Below are 19,780 nucleotides of genomic sequence, written 5' to 3' on the forward strand. Positions count from 1 at the left end.
CTTGTCTGATGAAGCGCATTATGTAAATATTCAGCCCTTGTAACGAACTGAACTATCCCAGGTTAATTGAGGGTTATTTGTATGCGTATAATTTTGTTGGGTGCCCCAGGTGCAGGTAAGGGAACACAAGCCCAGTTCCTGATGAATAAGTATGGGATCCCACAAATTTCTACCGGCGATATGTTACGTGCCGCCATTAAAGAAGGCACAGAGTTGGGTTTAGCGGCCAAACAAGTGATGGACGCGGGTCAACTGGTATCGGACGATTTAATTATTGGTCTGGTCAAAGAACGCATTGCCAAAGCAGATTGCGCCAAAGGTTTCCTGCTTGATGGTTTTCCTCGTACTATTCCACAGGCTGATGCGATGAAAGCCAACGGCGTTACTGTGGATCATGTCATTGAATTTGATGTACCGGACGATGTGATCGTCGAGCGTATGAGTGGTCGTCGTGTCCACCCGGCGTCAGGCCGTGTCTACCACATCAGCTACAACCCACCGAAAGTGGCGGGTAAAGATGACCAGACTGGTGATGAGCTGGTGATCCGTGAAGACGACAAAGAAGAAACGGTGCGTAAACGTCTGGGTATTTATCATGACCAGACTGAACCATTGGTGGGTTACTACCGTAAAGAAGCTGACGCCGGCCACACCAAGTACCATCATATGGATGGCACATTGCCGGTGGAGCAGGTCAGTGCCACACTGTCTGCCTTATTAGGCTAAAACTTTCTAAAGAAAAAAGCCCACCTCGAGTGGGCTTTTTTACGGGACCAAGAATGACAGCTCAAGAACTATCTAGCTCGGATTATGCGGTGGTGCTGGTGAACCTGGGGACACCAGCAGCACCTGAAGTACCGGCGATTAAAGCCTATTTAAACCAATTTTTGTCAGACAAGCGGGTGGTAGATTACCCGGATTGGTTGTGGCAACCCATACTGCAGCTGGCTATTTTGCCGTTTCGCAGCCGTAAGGTCGCTAAGGCTTATCAGTCTATCTGGTGGCCGGAAGGCTCGCCGCTGCGGGTGATTACCGAACGTCAGGTCAACGCTTTGCAACAGAGGTTGCCGATGCCTGTTCGTTATGCCATGACCTATGGTGAACCTGCCATAGGCAACACCTTAAAGGCGCTGACGGAGCAAGGGGTTAAACGCATTGTCATTCTGCCTCTGTACCCTCAGTACTCAGCCACCACCACAGCGGCGGTGTCCGATCAGGTCGGGGACTTTTTGCGTAGTTGCCGGAACCAGCCAGAAATACGCTTTCATAAACACTACCATCAGCACCCATTGTACCGTCAGGCGCTTGCCGCATCGGTACGGCAGCACTGGCAACAGCATGGCCAGGCCGATGCGTTGTTATTATCTTTTCATGGTATTCCGAAACGTTTTGTCGAATTGGGCGACCCTTATGAGGCGCATTGTTTTGAAACTGCCGCTCAGCTGGCAGAAGATTTAGGTTGGCCGCAGGACAAAGTGATTGTGAGTTTTCAATCCCGGGTCGGCAAGGAGCAATGGCTGCAACCTTACACAGACCAGTTGCTGCAAACCTTACCGGCCAAAGGGATCAAAAACTTACAGGTACTGAGCCCGGCATTTGCTGCCGATTGCCTGGAAACACTGGAAGAACTCTCGGTCGAGAATAAAGAAATTTATCTGCACGCCGGCGGCGAAAGCTATCAGTATATTGCGGCGCTGAATGACAGTTCCCCGCATATCGATGTATTTGCGGCCATAGTGCAACAACAATTACAAGGGTGGTAAGTATGAGTTTGGCAGTTACCTCGGTTTATGCAGCGGCGCTGGCACTGATGTATGTGCTGCTGGCTGCTTTTGTGGTGCGTCAGCGCGTGAAATATAAAGTGGGTTTGGGCGACAAAAATCAACCTCAACTGTTAAAAGCGATCCGTATTCATGGCAATTTTGCTGAGTATGTGCCGTTTTTGCTGGTGCTTTTGGCTTTGCTGGAGGCGCGGGACTTTGGGTTGTGGCAACTGCACCTGATTGGTGGCCTGACCTTGGCTGGTCGTGTGCTGCATATGCTTGGCCTGCTGCAGAGCTCTGGCACCAGCATCGCTCGCTTGGTCGGTATGATCCTGACTTTGGCCGCGCTTATCATCGCAGCCCTACTGTTACTGGTAGGATAAATGGCGGTTTTGCTGTTACACAGTTCACTGTCCAGTGGACGGCAATGGCAAGTGCTGAAGCGACAATGGCCGGACTTCGAGGGTCTAAGCCCGGATTTTTTCGGCTATGGTACTGAGCCCGTTATGCTGCAACGGCCTTTTCGGTTGGAACAGGAGGCTGCGCCTTTCGTTTCCTGGTTGTTACAGCAACCTGCCTTGTCTGTGATCCTGGTTGGTCACAGTTATGGCGGTGCTGTTGCGTTGCATTTGGCCCGTTGTTATCCGAAGCATATCAAAGCGGTGCTGCTATTTGAACCTGTAGCATTTCATCTGCTGGCGCAGCAACAGGACGCCGAAGCACAGCTGTTGTTACAGGAAGTACTGCAGTTAAGTGCGGCAATGCCAGCATCTGAGCCCCTTCAGGCTGCCGGGCTGTTTGTCGACTATTGGCAGACACCTGGTTACTTCGCGGCCTTACCGGTTCCAGTACAACAAAAAATGGCAGCTCAGGTCTGGAAGGTGGCTGCGGATTTTGAAGCGCTGATCGCCGAGCCTGCAACGCTACAACAGTATCAGCGGGCTATTTCATGCCCGGTGCTGTTGATGAGCGGTAAATACAGCCGACGCAGCGCGCTGAAGATCACGGAACTGCTGCATGCTGCATTGCCGCAGTCGGTCTGGATTCAAACAGAAACGGGCCACATGGGGCCCGTTTCACAGCCGGAGCTGATTAACTCCGAACTACTGAGGTTTTTAGCCGATCAGGCGTTGCTGACCTGAGCAAGCACCGGTGTAGTGCTGGTTACTGCAGTATGGCCATTGCTGATACTGATTTTGCGTGGTTTCAGCGCTTCAGGCACTTCGCGCACTAACTCGATATGCAATAAACCATTGGCAATCGATGCTCCAGTGACTTTGATATAGTCGGATAACTGGAATTTGCGTTCGAAATTACGCTCGGCAATGCCTTGATGTAAAAAGCGGCGGCCTTCGGTTTTCTCTGCACGTTGACCTTTCACCAGTAAGGTGTTGTGTTCGGTTTCGATAGACAGTTCGTCTTCACTGAAGCCAGCAATTGCCATGGTAATGCGATAGTGGTCATCGCCAGTGACTTCAATATTGTATGGCGGGTAGGCAGGCTGCTTTTCGTTACGTACTGCAGCGTCCATCAGGTTTGCCAGGTGATCAAAACCGATAAAAGAACGATAGAAAGGGCTGAAATCTAAGTTAGTCATTACATATTCCTCTTCAGGCAATTTGTCATTGGTGCTCTTCAATTGAACGAGCGGGTTACAGGTGCCAATCTGGCCACCTGTAACCTTTGTATGTCCGATCAGAGAAATTTCAAGAGAGGAAATTTAAGATTTTTTTCCGGCTATTTGTTTGAGTGCGGCCAGGCTGTGAGCATAGTCAGGTTCTTTGGCCAGTTCAGGCACCAGTTGTTGGTAAGCCAGATTACCTTTTTCATCGACAATTAAAACGGCCCGGGCCAGAATGCCCATGTCTTTGATAATCAGACCATAATTACTGCCAAAGTCACGCCATACTGCGTCAGAAAGTACTTGTAGCTGCTCAATTTTTTCTGCCTGGCAAAAGCGTTTTTGCGCGAAAGGCAAGTCCGTTGAAATGGTCAGCATCACCACATTCGGGTCGGCCGTTGCCACTTCCTGGTTAAAACGTTTGGTTTGCAGTGAGCAAATGCCGGTATCTATGCTGGGCACTACACTGATCAACACTGTCTTGCCTTTAAACTCGCTGAGTTTGATTTTTTTGAAGCTGTCATTCACTACCTGAAAATCAGGCGCCTGCTGTTGCAGCTGGACTGGGTTTCCTTGCAATTCCACCGCTTTGGTGCCAACTTTCACTTCTGATAACCGAACTGGTAAGCTGGCATTTAAATCTACGGCCTGTGTTCCCGCGCTAAATAAGGCACAGAGTGTTATTGTTTTTATCAATTTAAAAGTCATTAGTGCTAGTTCCTTAGTTGAATTTGTCACAAATGATAAAAATTTGTAGGTTTTGCTCATTTTTTGTCAGATACTAGAGCCATTATGACTATTCGCCAAGCAATTGGTTTCTGACTACACTGAAATTAACAAGCCAGACAAAGAGCCTTACATGGTAGCTGCTGTTTTAATCTGTGACGACTCTAACCTTGCCCGCAAACAAATGGCTCGTGTGCTGCCGCCTGAATGGCAAACGCGGCTGCACTTTGCTGGTCATGGTGCAGAAGCGCTGGAAATACTGAAACGCCAGCCGATTGAATTACTGTTTCTCGACTTAAATATGCCTGTGTTGGACGGTTATCAGGTGTTGGAATCCATTCAGAAACAGAATCTGCAAGTTCGCACTATTGTGGTCTCAGGCGATATTCAGCCGGAAGCTCGGGAGCGGGTGATGGCTTTCGGTGCGCTGGACTTTATCAAGAAACCTGTGGACCAGGCCAAATTACAACAAGTCTTGGCCAGTCTGCCCGCATTCAACGCAAGTCCGGCACAGCCTGCGCAGGCAGTCCCCGCCGCTGTGAAAAAAATGGCCTCGTCAGATGTGCAGTTATCTGCAGAACTGCGGGATGTGTTTCAAGAGCTGAGTAATGTCGCTATGGGCCAAGCCGGAGACTTGTTGGCCCGTCTGTTGAACGTTTTCGTCAAATTACCTATCCCGAATGTGAATCTTATTGAAGTCAGCGAACTGCATATGGCGCTGGCATCCGTCGAACAAAAAGAAAGTACCTCGGCTGTGTGTCAGGGCTTTATTGGTGGCGGAGTGGCTGGCGAAGCACTGTTGATTCTGAACGATTCCAGCTTTAAAGAAATTGCCCGCCTGATGCAGTTTGACGGCGAACTAACCACCCAGGTGGAATTAGAGCTGCTGATGGACATTGCCAATATTTTGATTGGTGCTGTACTCAAGGGGTTAAGTGAGCAAATTGATATGACGTTCAGTCAAGGACACCCTGTGGTGCTCGGGCAGCATATGCCCGTTGCTGAACTGATAAAAACCAATGCCCGACGCTGGCGTAAAACACTGGCTATCGAAATCAGCTATGGTATTGAGCATTATGACATTAGTTGTGACTTGTTATTGTTGTTTACCGAAGACAGCCTGAAAACCCTGAATTATAAAGTCGAATTTTTGTTGGAAGATTAAGCTGTATGTCGCAAATCACTGCAGATGTTGCTGAAATCCATTGGTTGATGGATATGTTCCAGACCGTTGATGTCGGGTTGGTCGTGTTAAGTGCCGACTATCGTATCCAGGTCTGGAATGGTTTTATGGAAAACCACAGTGGCCTGACGCCCCGGCAGGTGCGCGATCGGTATCTGTTTGATTTGTTCTCTGAAATCGACGAAGACTGGTTACGCAGAAAATGTGACCCGGTGATTTTACTGAAAAACCGCGCTTTTACCATTTGGGAGCAGCGGCCTTATATCTTCAAATTCCGCAACTATCGGCCTATTACCGGCTCAGCCGAATACATGTATCAGAACTGCACCATTTTCCCGCTGACGGATACCCGGGGTGTGGTCACTCACCTATGTATCATTATTTATGATGTGACCGATGTCGCTGTCAGCCGAATGGAATTGGAGTCAATGAATGGCCGGTTGCAGACTTTGTCGAAAACAGATTTTCTGACCGGCTTGCATAACCGTGGTGCCTGGGAAGACGCACTGATTAACGAGTTCAAACGGGTCAAGCGTAGTGGACACCAAAGTACCCTGTTGATGGTGGATATCGACCACTTTAAGCGGGTCAATGACACTTATGGTCATGCTGCTGGTGACGTGGTCATCAAGCAGGTGGCGTTGGCTGTGAAGAAAAATCTGCGTTCCACTGATATAGCCGGACGGTACGGTGGCGAAGAATTTGCGGTACTTCTGGTAGACACGTCGGCTGATCAGGCATTGTTCTTTGCAGAGCGACTGCGAAAAAACGTTGAAGCTATGCAGATCGAATTTAACCAACAATTACTCAATGTCACGGTCAGCATTGGTCTGGGCGACTTTCAGGCAGACCTGCAACAATACCGCGACTGGATAGAACGCGCTGACAAGGCCTTGTATCAGTCCAAGGCTGGGGGACGTAATCAGGTCACCAAAGCCGGCGGAATTTGAGCGCTAAACCGGGCAACTGGCCAGCAACTGCACTGAGCCGTCATCATTTTGTTGTTCCAGCTGGACGTTAAATCCCCAAAGCCGGTGCAAATGTTTCAGCACTTCCTTGTGATTATCCGCCAGCGGAACGCGCCGATTCGGCACAAACCGTAAAGTTAACGAACGATCGCCGCTGATATCCGCAGAATACACCTGAATATTCGGCTCAATGGAGCTTAGATTGTATTGGGCAGACAAAGTCTGGCGAATTTTCTGGTAGCCCTCAGCATTGTGGATGGCCGCAATTTCCAGCATGTTGTCCTGATCGTCATCCTCAATCGCAAACAGGTGGAAATCCCGGATCACTTTGGGCGATAAATACTGACTGATAAAACTCTCATCCTTAAAGTTCTGCATGGCAAAATGCAGGGTGTCCAGCCAGTTGCTGCCGGCGATGTCCGGAAACCACTCTTTATCTTCGGCAGTGGGGTGCTCACAAATACGCCGCAGATCGGTAAACATGGCAAAGCCCAGCGCATAGGGGTTGATACCTGAGTAGTATTTACTGTTGTATTCGGGCTGGAACACCACATTGGTGTGATTGTGCAGTACTTCCAGCATAAATTTGTCGGTCACCAGTCCTTCCTGATACAGATGCTGCAAAATGGTGTAGTGCCAGAAGGTGGCCCAGCCTTCGTTCATCACCTGCGTTTGTTTTTGCGGGTAAAAGTACTGGGATATCTTGCGTACTATCCGTACCACCTCCCGTTGCCAGGGTTTAAGCAAAGGCGCATTTTTTTCAATGAAATACAGAATATTCTCCTGCGGCTCGGCCGGGAATCTGTGCTCGGACGGTAACGCAGAGGATGCTTTATTTGGAATAGTACGCCACAGATCATTGACCTGAGACTGCAGGTAATTTTCCCGTTCCTGTTGCCGTTTCTGCTCTTCATCCATCGATATTTTCTGTGGCCTCTTGTACCTGTCCACCCCGTAATTCATCAGGGCATGACAAGAATCGAGCGTGTCTTCCACTTCACTGATGCCATATTTCTCTTCGCATTTAGTGAGGTAGTTTTTGGCAAACATCAGGTAATCGATAATAGACGATGCATCAGTCCAGGTTTTAAACAGGTAATTGTTTTTGAAAAAAGAATTGTGGCCATAGCAGGCATGCGCCATCACCAATGCTTGCATGGTCATGGTGTTTTCTTCCATCAGGTAGGCGATGCAAGGGTTTGAGTTGATGACAATTTCATAGGCCAGCCCCATAAAACCACGTTTATAGTTTTGTTCGGTCTGGATAAATTTTTTGCCGTAGGACCAGTGGTTGTAGCCAATAGGCATGCCGACACTGGAGTAAGCGTCCATCATTTGTTCGGCAGTGATGACTTCGATTTGGTTGGGGTAGGTATCCAACTGGTAAAACTTGGCGACACGCTCAATTTCAGCCTGGTATTGGCTGAGCAGCTCGAAACTCCAGTCTGGGCCATCTGACAATGCTTTGCGTTTTTTGGCTGCGCTCATAACTTTCCCTTATCAATTTGTCGCCAGAGCTTCGGGCATTTTTGCTTTGATCAGGCTGAATGCCGACTGACACTCTTGCGAAACAATTCGCGAAACACCGGGTAAATATCTGCCTGCTGCCGGATAGGCTGGATAGCAAAGTGCTCAAAACGGCTTTGCAGCTTTTTGTACTCCAGCCACAGGCTCTGGTGCGGGCGCGGCGTGATCTCGATGTAGGCGTAGTAGCGCACCAACGGCAGTAATTCCCTGGTCAGGATCTCTGCACATTGTGGGCTGTCATCGGCCCAGTTATCGCCGTCTGACGCCTGAGCTGCGTAAATATTCCATTCTGTAGGGTCATAACGCTGCTGAATAATTTCGCTCATCAGCTTCAGTGCGCTGGAGACAATGGTGCCGCCAGTTTCCTGCGAGTAGAAAAATTCCTGCTCATCCACTTCTTTGGCCTGGGTGTGGTGGCGGATATACACCACATCGACATTTTTGTAGCTGCGGCTTAAAAACAAATACAACAGAATATAAAAACGTTTTGCCATGTCTTTGGTGGCCTGATCCATCGAGCCGGATACGTCCATCAGGCAAAACATTACGGCCTTGCTGGTAGGTTCAGGCCGTTTCTGGTAATTGCGAAAACGCAGGTCGAAGCTGTCAATAAATGGCACGGCATCGATGCGCCTTTTCAGTTCGTCTGCGTCTTTTTGCAGTTGCAGTAGTTTTTGTTGATCAGGCACCGCATCCTGTTCCAGTAATTCGGCCTTGTCTTCAATTTCACGTAACAACCTTTTTTTACCGGCTGTCATTGCCACTCGTCGCGCCAGGGAGCCTTGCAGGGAACGAACAATGTCGATATTGGTTGGCACGCCGTCGGAACGAAAACCGGCCCGCACCATTTTGTATTGCATCAGTTTGTCGAGCTGGTTTTTTTTCAGGTTGGGCAGTTCCAGGTCTTCGAACAGCAGATCCAGGTATTCATCTTTGGAAATCGAAAACACAAAGTCGTCTTCCCCTTCGCCGTCTGCACTGGCATCGCCCTGACCAGAGCCTGAGCCCTGACCGCCTTGTGGCCGTTTCACCCGGTCGCCTTGGCTGAACTGATCATTGCCCGGATGCACCCGCTCACGATGACCGCCCTGGCCCTGATGAAAAAAAGGCTCGGTAATGTCTTTGGCCGGAATTGAGACTTTTTCACCGCTGCTGATATCAGTCACGCTGCGTTTGCTAATGGCCTCTGACACCGCTTGCTTGATTTGTTGCTTGTAACGGCGGATAAAACGCTGCCGGTTGACAGCGCTTTTATTTTTGCCGTTGAGTCGTCGGTCAATAAAATGAGCCATACCACCTCCAGCTCGGTTCCGTTATTGCGACTTCCGTACCCGTAGGTACCACTCGGACAGCAACCGGACTTGTTTTTTGGTGTAGCCTTTTTCCATCATCCGGTCAACAAAGTCGTCGTGCTTTTTCTGGTCATCCGTCGATGTTTTGGCATTAAACGAGATGACCGGCAGCAGCTCTTCCGTACTGGAAAACATTTTCTTTTCAATGACTGTGCGCAGTTTCTCATAGCTGGTCCAGGTCGGGTTTTTGCCATTATTTTTAGCTTTGGCCCGCAGCACAAAATTAACGATTTCGTTGCGGAAATCTTTTGGGTTGCTGATGCCTGCTGGTTTCTCTATTTTTTCCAGCTCCGCATTCAGAGCTGCCCGGTCGAACAGTTGGCCTGTTTCCGGATCGCGGTATTCCTGATCCTGGATCCAAAAATCGGCATAAATTACATAACGGTCAAAAATGTTCTGGCCATATTCAGAGTAAGACTCCAGATAGGCCGTTTGAATTTCTTTGCCGATAAACTCGATGTATTTGGGGATCAGGTAGCCTTTCAAATGTTCAAGGTAGCGTTCCGCCACGTCTGAAGGGAATTGCTCCCGTTCAATCTGCTGTTCCAGCACATAGAACAAATGCACAGGGTTGGCGGCGACCTCGGTGCTGTCGAAGTTAAAAACGCGGGACAGAATTTTAAAAGCAAAGCGAGTCGACAAGCCTGCCATGCCTTCATCCACCCCGGCGTAATCCCTGTATTCCTGATACGACTTGGCTTTCGGATCTGTGTCTTTCAGGCTTTCGCCGTCATACACCCGCATTTTCGAGTAAATGCTGGAGTTTTCCGGGGTTTTCAGCCGGGACAATACAGCAAACTGTGCCAGCGAGGTCAGTGTGCCTGGCGCGCATGGGGCCGTGGTTAACTCACTGTGTTCCAGAAGTTTTTCATAAATACGCACCTCTTCAGAGACCCGCAGGCAATAAGGTACTTTGACGATATAGACCCGGTCCAAAAAGGCTTCATTGTTTTTGTTGTTACGGAAGGTCTGCCATTCTGACTCATTGCTGTGTGCCAGAATAATGCCTTCAAAGGGCAGGGCGGCCAGACCTTCGGTACCGTTGTAATTGCCCTCTTGAGTGGCCGTCAGCAACGGGTGTAGCACCTTAATGGGGGCCTTAAACATTTCGACAAATTCCATCAGCCCCTGATTGGCACGACACAAGGCTCCTGAGTAGCTGTAGGCATCCGGGTCATTCTGGGCAAAGTGTTCCAGCTGCCGGATATCGACTTTGCCGACTAACGAGGCGATGTCCTGGTTGTTTTCATCGCCGGGTTCGGTTTTGGCGATGGAGATTTGGTCCAGAATCGACGGATATTTTTTCACCACTTTAAACTGGCTGATGTCGCCGTTAAATTCATGCAGCCGTTTACTGGCCCAAGGGGACATAATGGGCCTGAGGTACCGTTTGGCAATACCGTATTCCTGCTCGAGGATATTGCCGTCCTCATTCACGTCAAACAGGCATAGTGGGCTGTCAAACACGGGCGAGCCTTTTAGGTAATACACCGGCATCTGCTGCATCAGTGCTTTAAGCTTTTCCGCCAAAGATGATTTACCACCACCAACCGGGCCTAATAAGTACAGGATTTGTTTACGCTCTTCCAGGCCTTGGGCTGAGTGCTTTAAGTACGAGACGATTTGTTCAATGGCATCTTCCATGCCGTAAAACTCTGAAAAAGCCGGGTACCGGGCAATCACCCGGTTGGAAAACAGACGGCTTAGTTTAGGATCTTGCGCCGTGTCGGTCAGTTGCGGCTGACCAATGGCCATTAACAATCGCTCTGCGGCACTGGCGTAACAGCTTTTGTCGTTTTTGCACAGGTCCAGGTACTCCTGAATGCTGTATTCTTCTTCGCGGGCAGCCTCGTATCTGGATTTGTAGTGCTCAAAAATACCCATAGCGCACCTCCGGTTTTGGTCTGTAGGGAAACGAAAAAAACGGGGATCTTGCTTTAAGGTTAGACAGGAAAGAACGGCTTCGCTCGACTAATTCACAGAAATTATTGAAAATTTTTTGTAATGGCTATGAGGAACTGAACGCTTAGATTTACAGTCAGAGCGGTGAAATCAGAGCGTGCTATTGCAAAACAAAAACCCGGCAATCGCCGGGTTTTTTCTCAAGTAAAAAAACTTACTTGGCGAAATTCGCAGCAGCAAATTCCCAGTTCACCAGAGCCCAGAAGGCATTCAGGTAAGTTGGGCGAGCATTGCGGAAATCGATGTAGTAAGCGTGTTCCCACAGATCAACAGTCAGCACTGGTGTGACACCTGCTTCAGTGATTGGTGTACCGGCGTTGCTGGTATTCACGATATCCAGACTGCCATCCGCTTTTTTCACTAACCAGGTCCAGCTTGAACCGAAGTTGTTGACAGCGCGGTCGTTAAATTCAGTCTGGAATGCTGCGAAAGAGCCCCATTTAGCTGTAATGGCAGCCGCCAGAGCGCCAGTGGCTTCACCGCCACCGTTTGGTGACAGGCAGTGCCAGTAAAAGGTGTGGTTCCAGATTTGCGCTGCATTGTTAAATACAGGGCCTTGCTTGGAAGCAACAATGATCTCTTCCAGTGATTTGCCAGCGTACTCAGTGCCTTCAATCAGTGTGTTCAGTTTCACCACGTAAGCGTTGTGGTGTTTGCCATGGTGATAGTCCAGAGTTTCCGGGGAGATATGCGGTAATAAAGCGTCTTTAGCGTAAGGTAATGCTGGTAATTCGAAAGCCATTCTGATTCTCCAAAGGCGTTGTTTATGGGGTCTGCATCGCGTAGACTACAAAACCTGACTAAAATACTCAAGTTCTGTGCTCTGCAGAGTGGTCTGCTTCCGACATCCTTGGGGCAATATTTTAAATCTCAAGTGGCAAAGCACAGTGCAGTGCGTAAAATCGCAAAAATTTTTCAACCTGAAGTTGTAGAGGCGGATTGATGGAAACCATCGAAAAAATTAAGCAGCAGTTGGCTGAGAACCCAATCATTCTTTATATGAAAGGGTCACCAAAGTTCCCAAGTTGTGGTTTCTCGGCGCAAGCTTCCCAAGCTCTGATTGCCTGTGGTGAGCCTTTTGCGTTTGTGGACATTCTGCAGCACCCGGATATCCGTGCCGAGTTGCCAAAGTTTGCCAACTGGCCAACTTTCCCACAGCTGTGGGTGGAAGGTGAGCTGGTCGGTGGTTGCGATATTATGCTGGAGATGTTTCAGCGTGGTGAACTGCAGCCTCTGGTTAAAGAAACCGCCGCCAAATACAAGCAAGACGAAACTGCGGCAGAATAACTGCAGCGACTGACAAAAAAGGCAGCGAAGGCTGCCTTTTTACTGCCGGTTTAGTCGTCGGCTTCCACCAGTTCTGAGCTGTCCTGCTCAGTCTCATCGTCCGCCTCCAGCATTGGAGCAGGCCAACCACCGAGCTGATGCCAGCGATTGACGATGTAACAAAAGAGTTCGGCCGTGCGTTCGGTGTCATACAAAGCGCTATGGGCTTCTTTGTTATCAAAATCGATACCCGCTTGTTTGCAGGCTTTTGCCAGTACTGTCTGGCCTAACGCCAGAGCTGCGAGCGTAGTAGTGTCAAACGACACAAACGCATGGAATGGTGAGCGTTTCAGTTTAACCCTGTCTATGGCCGCATTGAGAAAGCTTTGGTCAAAGGCGGCGTTGTGTGCCACCACCACAGCCCGCTGACAGCCGGCTTCTTTTTGTGCTTTGCGCACCGCTTTGCAAATTTCGGTCAGGGCTTCGCGCTCGGAAACAGCGCCACGCAACGGGTTGTGCGGGTCAATACCGTTAAACGCCAGTGAGCTGGCTTCAAGGTTGGCGCCGGTAAATGGTTCAACGTGAAAATGCAGAGTTTGCGCCGGTTTCAGCTGACCATTTTCGTCCATGGTCAGCATGGTGGCAGCAATTTCCAGCAATGCATCTGTTTTTGCATTAAAGCCTGCCGTTTCGACGTCGATAACTACAGGAAAGTATCCCCGAAAACGTTGTGATAAGGGATGTAAAGCTTGAGTCATAAAACGCTGGTCCTGTTATGATGAACGGGCATTATGCCAAAGAAATCGGTCAGCGTCTTGTGACACCATGGTTTAGACTAAGACTTAAACGGCTGAAATTGCTCTGTTAGGGACCGTTATGCAAAAGACTGTTGTGCTTCTGGGGTGTGCTTTTTTCTCCTGCTATGCGATGGCCGGACTGCGGCAGTATTCGGCAACGCTTGAACAATCCAGCTGGTCGCTTGCCAGTAACACGCCATTGCAGTGTGAATTGCGCCATGACATCCCTCGCTTTGGTACTGCGATGTTTACCAGTGTTGCCGGCAAGGAGCTCAACCTGAGCTTTCAGCTGGACATGCTGAAGTTACCCGATCACTACGGACTGGCTGAGGTGTTATCTGTGCCTCCGGTATGGCGGCCTGGCGAGCAAGCCAAGGCCATTACCTCGATGAAGGTATTGCGCCAGTTTGACGGTGATTTAGGCAAAGCAGAAAGCTGGACCATGCTGACTGAACTGGAGCAGGGCTACAGCCCAACCTTTTATTTCAGCGACTGGTACAGTCCATTTGACCGGGTTGCAGCCTCCTTAAACCCTATACGTTTTATGCCGGTGATGGATGCCTTTAATCAGTGCGTCAGCCAGCTGCTGCCCTTTAATTTTGAGGACATTGCGTTCACTGTGCTGACCTATGAAAGTGGTGGGGACAACCTGACCAAAGCGTCTAAGCAGCGGTTGCAGCAAATCGCACAGTATCTGGCGGAAGATAAAAGCATCGAAAGCATTTCCATCCAGGCCTACAGCGATTCGTATGGCGGGCGCTGGATGAACGAGCAGTTGTCGATTAAAAGAGCCAATGCCATCAAGGATATTTTGTTAGGCTTTGGGCTGGAACAAAGCCGAATTGATGTCGAAGGCTTTGGTGAGAAGCGCCATGTAGCCTCCAACGAAACCTCCCTTGGGCGGGCGAAAAACCGTCGGGTGGTGATCCAGATGCAGAAGCCGTAAGGCCTGCACCTGTTCGAGTAGCTATGCGAAACCACTGGTTTATCCGGTGGTTTTTTTATTTGGGCTGAAAACGGTCTGGCCGCAATGCCTTGAGCTGCTGGAGCGATAGCGCAACAGGTTCATCTGACAGCAAGGCGTTCAGGCTATTGGCTAAAAGAGGCGCCCAGGTTAAGCCGCGCGCGGCCAGTGCACCCAGCACCCAAATGCCTTCGTGATTGCCCAGTAAGGGCAAATGATCCGGTACAGTGGCGCGCATGCCAGCTTTGGCCGAATGCACCCGCACATCGCTAAACCAGTCTGGTGCAGACAGCACCTGGTTGACCAAATTAATATTGTACTGGTTGTCTTCGTCTTTGAGGTCCGGCGTCGGGCTTTGCCTGTCAAAAGTCGCACCTACCGAATGCAGGCCCTGATCCGCCGGGGTGATATAGCCCTTATGGCAAATCACGGTTTTTAAGCCATGCATTTTTTCGGACTCAAGGTGGCTGACCTGACCGCGAACTTTTCGCTGCGGCAATGTTGCGCTGGGCCAAAGCTCGGTCAGCTGTGCGCCTGTGGCTAAAATCAGCTGATCGGCGCTGAAATCGCCCTGGTTGCTTACTGCATGCCCTGCAGTGACAGACCGAACCTGACAATTAAATTCAAAGCGCACCCCCTGATTTTGCAGCCATCCGGTTAAGGTCTGGCAAATTTGCTGCGGACACAGCCAGCCAGCTTGCGGGAAATACAATGCCGAAAAGGGCAGCCGCAGCCCGGCTATATTGCTGGCTTCGGTGGCACTGACTGCCTGGTAGAGGCTGCTGGGGCGGCTGGCTATTTTTTGCTGGCGCAGTGCTAATTCATCCGTGCAGGCCAGTTGCAACAGACCACACCAACCCACAGCAAAACCCAGCTCAGCTTGCAGCCTGCGATACCACTGCGTGGCAAACTGAAAGCTTTGAGTGCTTAAGGCTGACATCAGGCTGTAATCGGCATGTAAATTCGGATACAGCGCTCCCTGGCGATTCTGGCTGGCGCTCTCGCCAGGCCCTGAGTCTGCACAAAGTACGGTAACCCGCCACCCAGCCTGATGCAACATTACCGCGCTGCAAAGGCCGGCGAGGCCCGCGCCGATAATCAGTGCGCTTTGGGACTGCGCTTGGTCGGCAACCTGAGATTCTGGATGGCGAGCCACCAGCATTTCCCGTTTGCGGCCATAGCCCTTGATTTTTTGCACAGCGAAACCTGCAGCGGCAAGGCCCCGTTTCACCAAACCAGCGCTGGTAAAGGTGGAAACTGTGGTGCCTGGTTGACTCAACCTGAACATGCCGTGGAACAGGCTGTCTTGCCACATATCCGGATTTTTACTGGGGGCAAAGCCGTCCAGATACCAGGCGTCCGCTTTATTTTGCAGCGGAATTTGTGGCAGTAGCTCGTTCACGTCGCCAAGCCATAAATCCAGCACCACAGTGCCATTATCCAGCCAAAGCCGTTGTGGGCCAGGAAACGCCGCAGGGTAAGCGGCAATCAATTCCGCGCTGAGCTCCGCCAGTGCCGGCCAGGCGGTCAGGGCTTGTTGCAAATCGGCCTTTTGCAGCGGGTATTTTTCGAAGCTGGAAAAGTACAGACGTTTGCAGCCGCAGCCTTCCGCACGGGCTTCGCGAAAACGTTGCCAGGTCAGCAGAAAATTCAGCCCGGTGCCAAAACCGGTTTCAAAAATATGAAAAAAATCTTTAGGATGAGCAAACCAGCGGTCAGGTAGCTGATTCTGCTGCAGAAAAACGTAGTCGGTCTCCAATAAGCCATTGTCATTGGAGAAATACACGTCATCAAATAAATCCGAAACCGGTGTGCCGGTTTCGTTGTAATGCAGTTGGGCGTGTTGCAGTTGGGTCATAAAAATCTCTCATGAATTGACGCCATTGTAACTCAGCTGCAATCAAAGCCGATAATAGTGTACAACTGTGCGCTGAAAGCGGACCAGTTTCTGAACGAAACTCCGTACAATGACGGCAATTGATTACAAAGGGCGAAGGCCACGACTGGAGACAACATGAAAAGAGCAGTGATCACAGGGTTAGGTATAGTGTCGAGCATTGGCAACAATCAGCAGGAAGTGCTGGCCTCGTTGCAACAAGGTCGCTCCGGCATCGCCTTTTCTCAGGAATTCGCTGATATGGGGCTGCGCTCTCAGGTGTGGGGCCAGATTAACATTGACACAGCCGCACTGATTGACCGCAAAGCCTTACGTTTTATGGGCGATGCCGCTGCCTATGCGTACATTTCAATGCAGCAGGCCATTGAAGACGCAGGTTTGACGCCAGAGCAGGTGTCGAATTTCCGCACTGGTCTGGTGGTGGGGTCAGGTGGCGCCTCGTCAAAAACGCAAATTGAAGCGGCAGACACCTTGCGCGAAAAAGGCGTCAAGCGGGTTGGTCCTTATGCCGTGCCTAAGACCATGTCGAGCACCTGTTCTGCTTGTCTGGCAACCCCATTTGAAATTAAAGGCGTGAACTACTCCATCAGTTCAGCCTGTGCCACCAGCGCGCACTGTATTGGTCATGCACTGGAACTGATCCAGCTGGGTAAACAGGACATTATTTTTGCCGGTGGTGGCGAAGAAGTGCACTGGACACTGGCCATGGAGTTCGACGCCATGGGCGCTTTGTCGACCAAATACAATGAAGATCCAAGCAAAGCCTCCCGTACTTATGATGCCGACCGTGATGGCTTCGTGATCAGCGGCGGTGGCGGTATTCTGGTGATTGAAGAGCTGGAACATGCCCTGGCCCGTGGCGCCAAAATTTATGCGGAAATCGTCGGTTACGGCGCGACGTCTGATGGTTACGATATGGTTGCACCAAGCGGCGAAGGTGCAGTGCGCTGCATGCAGATGGCGATGCAGGGTGTGAATGCCCCAATTGACTACATCAACACCCATGGCACCAGTACCCCGGTGGGGGATGTCAAAGAACTGGGTGCGATTCAGCAGGTATTTGGTGGTAACTCGCCAGCTATCAGTGCGACCAAGGCGATGACAGGCCATGCATTAGGCGCTGCAGGCGTGCATGAAGCTATCTATTCGGTGCTGATGATGGAACACAACTTTGTGGCGCCTTCGATCAATATCGGTCAACTGGACGAAGCGGCAGCTGGTCTGAATATCGTGACGCAAAGCCGTGAAGCCAAACTAAACACCGTGATGTCGAACAGCTTCGGTTTTGGTGGCACCAATGCCACGCTGATTTTCAGTAAATACCAGGGCTAAATTCGTTCTGACACTGTGATAAAGGCGGTACAGTCGCGCGACTGTGCCGCCTTTTTTATGGTCTGCACTTTATCGCCCCTCTATTCATTGGCGGGTCACTGGCTTTTCAACATCAACATCGACATCAATATCAGCGCCAGATATTTTTGCTGTGTTCTGCAGGTTCTTTAGTACAATGCCGGCCAATGCGCAGTTACTGGGGGCCTTATGCTGATTTACGCCGACGACAATATGCCGTATGCCCGGGAGTTTTTTTCCCACCTGGGAGAAGTCCGCTTATTTGCCGGGCGTACAGTACAGCCTTCGGAACTGCAGGATGCCGATGTGCTGTTGGTCCGTTCTGTCACCAAAGTCAATCAGGCGCTGATTGCTGCTTGTCCACAGTTGAAGTTTGTCGGCACAGCCACCATAGGCATTGACCATATTGACCGTGAAGCTTTAGCTGCGCGCGGTATAGGATTTAGCAGTGCGCCCGGCTGTAATGCGCAGTCTGTGCTCGAGTATGTGCTCAGTAGCCTGTTCTGGCTGACAGAAAAATACCAATGGGATTTGCACAGTAAAACAGTAGGCGTGGTTGGTGTGGGTAATATAGGCCGGTTGGTGGTCAAAGCATTACAAGCCATGGGGTTGAATGTGCTGCAATGCGATCCGCTGCGTGCAGCGCAAGAGCCTTATTTTCCTCACCTTAGTCTTCAGCAGTTACTGCCACAAGTGGATATACTGACCTTGCATGTGCCATTAACCCGGCAAGGTTTGTGGCCGACAGAACAGCTGATTGGCCCTCGTGAGTTAAAGCAACTCAAGCCAGATTGTGCACTGATCAATGCATGTCGTGGAGAAGTTGTTGATAATCAGGCTCTGCTTGCTGAAGCGAATACAGGCAGTGGGCGGCCTTTAGTGCTGGATGTTTGGGCCAACGAGCCGGACATACTGCAGGCGCTGATTCCCCATTGCGACATTGCGACGGCGCATATCGCCGGTCACAGCGTGGAAGGCAAGGCCCGTGGCACGGAAATGTTGTATCAGGCGTTGTGCGATCAGCTTGGCCACAGCGCAGAGCTTAACCTGACGCAGGTACTGCCCGAGGCGCAATTTACCGAGTTAAAAATAAATTCGAATTTTAGCCTTTTAGATGTCCAAAATTTAACCCGGCTGTTATATGATGTGCGCCGGGACGACGCATTGTTCCGGCTGCATTTGCAGCATAAAGGTTTTGACTGGCTCAGAAAGTCATACCCAGCCCGGCGCGAATACAGTTCGCTGCGGCTGAGCGGTACTCAGGTACCCACATATTTAAAAGAATTAGGGTTTAGCAGCCAGTAGCAGAGGGGATTATCCAATGGCTCAGCAATACGATATCGCTGTTTTAGGTGCAACAGGTCTGGTTGGTCAGCACCTGCTGGAAATTCTGGAACAGCGCAATTTTCCGGTAAACAACTTATACCCATTGGCCAGCGCGCGCTCTGCTGGCGGCACAGTGACCTTTAAGGGTAAACAGGTAGAAGTGCTGGATGCTGAGACCTTTGACTGGGCTAAGGTGCAGATTGGCTTGTTCTCCGCTGGTGGCAGTGTATCTGCTGTGTATGCGCCTCGCGCGGCTGAAGCGGGTTGTGTGGTCATTGATAACACCTCCCATTACCGCTACGAAGCGGATATTCCGTTGGTCGTGCCTGAAGTGAATGCCCACGCCATTGCCGATTACCGTAACCGTAACATCATTGCCAACCCAAACTGTTCAACCATTCAGATGCTGGTGGCGTTAAAACCTATTCATGACGCGGTGGGCATTAGCCGGATTAACGTGGCAACTTATCAGTCTGTGGCTGGTGCCGGCCAGAAAGGAGTTGAAACTCTGGCGTCTGAGACTGCGCAATTACTTAACGGCCGTCCGCTGGAGTCCAACGGCAAGTTTGCTCGTCAGATCGCCTTTAACGCCATCCCGCAAATTGACGTGTTTATGGACAATGGTTACACCAAAGAAGAAATGAAAATGCACTGGGAAACCCAAAAAATCATGGGTGATGACAGCATTGCCGTGAATGCAACGGCTGTACGTGTGCCGGTGTTTTATGGTCATGCCGAAGCTGTGCATATCGAAACCCGTCATCCAATCAGTGTTGAACAGGTGAAAGCACTGTTAGCCAACGCCCCCGGCATTGTGTTGATGGAAGAGGATGCCGATTACCCGACGCAGGTAGAAAATGCCGCCGGGCAGGATGACGTCTTTGTTGGCCGTATTCGCAAAGATTTCACCCACGAGCATGGGCTGAACCTCTGGGTTGTGGCTGACAATATCCGCAAAGGGGCTGCGACCAACAGCATCCAGATCGCTGAACATTTGATCCGCGATTACCTCTAATCTCTCCAGACCACAAAGGCCCGTTAACGGGCCTTTGTGCTTTTTGTTGCCATATCCTTATTC

19 protein-coding genes are annotated in these 19,780 nt (G+C 50.4%); 11 read left to right on the forward strand and 8 right to left on the reverse strand.

The features are described from left to right. The first annotated feature begins 81 nt into the window (after nucleotides 1–81). Genes adk through ACFO3I_RS13025 form a run of 4 tightly spaced genes read left to right on the forward strand, consistent with a single transcriptional unit; the run spans nucleotide 82 to nucleotide 2,905 of the window. The gene (adk, locus tag ACFO3I_RS13010) at nucleotides 82–726 is read left to right on the forward strand and encodes an adenylate kinase (RefSeq protein ID WP_377334490.1); all 645 of its coding nucleotides are present in this window, start codon (nucleotides 82–84) and stop codon (nucleotides 724–726) included. Nucleotides 727–779: 53 nt separating this feature from the next. Beyond that, entirely contained in the window at nucleotides 780–1,763 is a 984-nt protein-coding gene (hemH, locus tag ACFO3I_RS13015; protein WP_377334492.1) for a ferrochelatase, read from the forward strand. A gap of 2 nt (nucleotides 1,764–1,765) precedes the next feature. Beyond that, nucleotides 1,766–2,146 (forward strand): MAPEG family protein, encoded by a 381-nt coding sequence (locus ACFO3I_RS13020; RefSeq protein ID WP_377334494.1) that lies wholly within the window; start codon nucleotides 1,766–1,768, stop codon nucleotides 2,144–2,146. After that, on the forward strand, nucleotides 2,147–2,905 hold the full coding sequence (locus tag ACFO3I_RS13025) for an alpha/beta fold hydrolase (RefSeq protein WP_377334496.1): 759 nt from the start codon (nucleotides 2,147–2,149) through the stop codon (nucleotides 2,903–2,905). On the opposite strand, the gene ACFO3I_RS13030 is transcribed toward ACFO3I_RS13025, so the two are convergent. Beyond that, entirely contained in the window at nucleotides 2,887–3,360 is a 474-nt protein-coding gene (locus tag ACFO3I_RS13030; protein ID WP_377334498.1) for an Hsp20 family protein, read from the reverse strand. The genes ACFO3I_RS13025 and ACFO3I_RS13030 overlap by 19 nt on opposite strands. A gap of 123 nt (nucleotides 3,361–3,483) precedes the next feature. Continuing rightward, on the reverse strand, nucleotides 3,484–4,092 hold the full coding sequence (gene tpx / locus ACFO3I_RS13035) for a thiol peroxidase (RefSeq protein ID WP_377334500.1): 609 nt from the start codon (nucleotides 4,090–4,092) through the stop codon (nucleotides 3,484–3,486). A 151-nt stretch (nucleotides 4,093–4,243) separates the two neighbouring features. Here tpx and ACFO3I_RS13040 point away from each other — a divergent pair, with 151 nt between their 5' ends. Beyond that, entirely contained in the window at nucleotides 4,244–5,275 is a 1,032-nt protein-coding gene (locus ACFO3I_RS13040) for a response regulator (RefSeq protein ID WP_377334502.1), read from the forward strand. A 5-nt stretch (nucleotides 5,276–5,280) separates the two neighbouring features. After that, nucleotides 5,281–6,243 (forward strand): sensor domain-containing diguanylate cyclase, encoded by a 963-nt coding sequence (locus tag ACFO3I_RS13045; protein ID WP_377334504.1) that lies wholly within the window; start codon nucleotides 5,281–5,283, stop codon nucleotides 6,241–6,243. 3 nt (nucleotides 6,244–6,246) lie between these two features. On the opposite strand, the gene ACFO3I_RS13050 is transcribed toward ACFO3I_RS13045, so the two are convergent. From ACFO3I_RS13050 to ACFO3I_RS13065, 4 genes are all read right to left on the reverse strand, one after another. Next, nucleotides 6,247–7,749: a SpoVR family protein gene (locus ACFO3I_RS13050; protein ID WP_377334506.1), complete on the reverse strand. Its 1,503-nt coding sequence runs from the start codon at nucleotides 7,747–7,749 to the stop codon at nucleotides 6,247–6,249. 50 nt (nucleotides 7,750–7,799) lie between these two features. Then, nucleotides 7,800–9,080, reverse strand: a complete 1,281-nt coding sequence (locus ACFO3I_RS13055) for a YeaH/YhbH family protein (RefSeq protein ID WP_377334508.1) — start codon at nucleotides 9,078–9,080, stop codon at nucleotides 7,800–7,802. Nucleotides 9,081–9,101: 21 nt separating this feature from the next. Continuing rightward, nucleotides 9,102–11,024, reverse strand: a complete 1,923-nt coding sequence (locus tag ACFO3I_RS13060) for a PrkA family serine protein kinase (RefSeq protein WP_377334510.1) — start codon at nucleotides 11,022–11,024, stop codon at nucleotides 9,102–9,104. A 232-nt stretch (nucleotides 11,025–11,256) separates the two neighbouring features. Continuing rightward, nucleotides 11,257–11,844, reverse strand: a complete 588-nt coding sequence (locus tag ACFO3I_RS13065) for a Fe-Mn family superoxide dismutase (protein ID WP_377334512.1) — start codon at nucleotides 11,842–11,844, stop codon at nucleotides 11,257–11,259. A 200-nt stretch (nucleotides 11,845–12,044) separates the two neighbouring features. Here ACFO3I_RS13065 and ACFO3I_RS13070 point away from each other — a divergent pair, with 200 nt between their 5' ends. Next, complete coding sequence (locus tag ACFO3I_RS13070; RefSeq protein WP_377334514.1) at nucleotides 12,045–12,389, forward strand: Grx4 family monothiol glutaredoxin; 345 nt, start codon at nucleotides 12,045–12,047, stop codon at nucleotides 12,387–12,389. Between the two features lie 50 nt (nucleotides 12,390–12,439). On the opposite strand, the gene rnt is transcribed toward ACFO3I_RS13070, so the two are convergent. Continuing rightward, nucleotides 12,440–13,126 (reverse strand): ribonuclease T, encoded by a 687-nt coding sequence (gene rnt / locus ACFO3I_RS13075; protein ID WP_377334516.1) that lies wholly within the window; start codon nucleotides 13,124–13,126, stop codon nucleotides 12,440–12,442. A gap of 118 nt (nucleotides 13,127–13,244) precedes the next feature. Between rnt and ACFO3I_RS13080 the strand changes: the two genes are divergently transcribed. Next, a complete protein-coding gene (locus ACFO3I_RS13080) occupies nucleotides 13,245–14,111 on the forward strand; it encodes a flagellar protein MotY (protein ID WP_377334518.1) in 867 nt (288 codons plus the stop codon). Nucleotides 14,112–14,166: 55 nt separating this feature from the next. Here ACFO3I_RS13080 and mnmC read toward each other — a convergent pair whose 3' ends face one another. After that, nucleotides 14,167–15,987 carry a bifunctional tRNA (5-methylaminomethyl-2-thiouridine)(34)-methyltransferase MnmC2/FAD-dependent 5-carboxymethylaminomethyl-2-thiouridine(34) oxidoreductase MnmC1 gene (mnmC, locus tag ACFO3I_RS13085; protein WP_377334520.1) on the reverse strand — a complete coding sequence of 607 codons (1,821 nt, stop codon included), beginning with the start codon at nucleotides 15,985–15,987 and terminating at the stop codon, nucleotides 14,167–14,169. A gap of 156 nt (nucleotides 15,988–16,143) precedes the next feature. On the opposite strand from mnmC, the gene fabB reads away from it, so the two are divergent. From fabB to ACFO3I_RS13100, 3 genes are all read left to right on the forward strand, one after another. Then, a complete protein-coding gene (gene fabB, locus ACFO3I_RS13090; RefSeq protein WP_377334522.1) occupies nucleotides 16,144–17,358 on the forward strand; it encodes a beta-ketoacyl-ACP synthase I in 1,215 nt (404 codons plus the stop codon). Between the two features lie 207 nt (nucleotides 17,359–17,565). Next, nucleotides 17,566–18,681 carry a 4-phosphoerythronate dehydrogenase gene (locus tag ACFO3I_RS13095; RefSeq protein ID WP_377334524.1) on the forward strand — a complete coding sequence of 372 codons (1,116 nt, stop codon included), beginning with the start codon at nucleotides 17,566–17,568 and terminating at the stop codon, nucleotides 18,679–18,681. A gap of 16 nt (nucleotides 18,682–18,697) precedes the next feature. Next, the gene (locus ACFO3I_RS13100; protein WP_377334526.1) at nucleotides 18,698–19,717 is read left to right on the forward strand and encodes an aspartate-semialdehyde dehydrogenase; all 1,020 of its coding nucleotides are present in this window, start codon (nucleotides 18,698–18,700) and stop codon (nucleotides 19,715–19,717) included. Nucleotides 19,718–19,780 lie beyond the last annotated feature (63 nt).

The organism is Rheinheimera marina (assembly GCF_042654345.1).
Lineage (GTDB): Bacteria > Pseudomonadota > Gammaproteobacteria > Enterobacterales > Alteromonadaceae > Pararheinheimera > Pararheinheimera marina.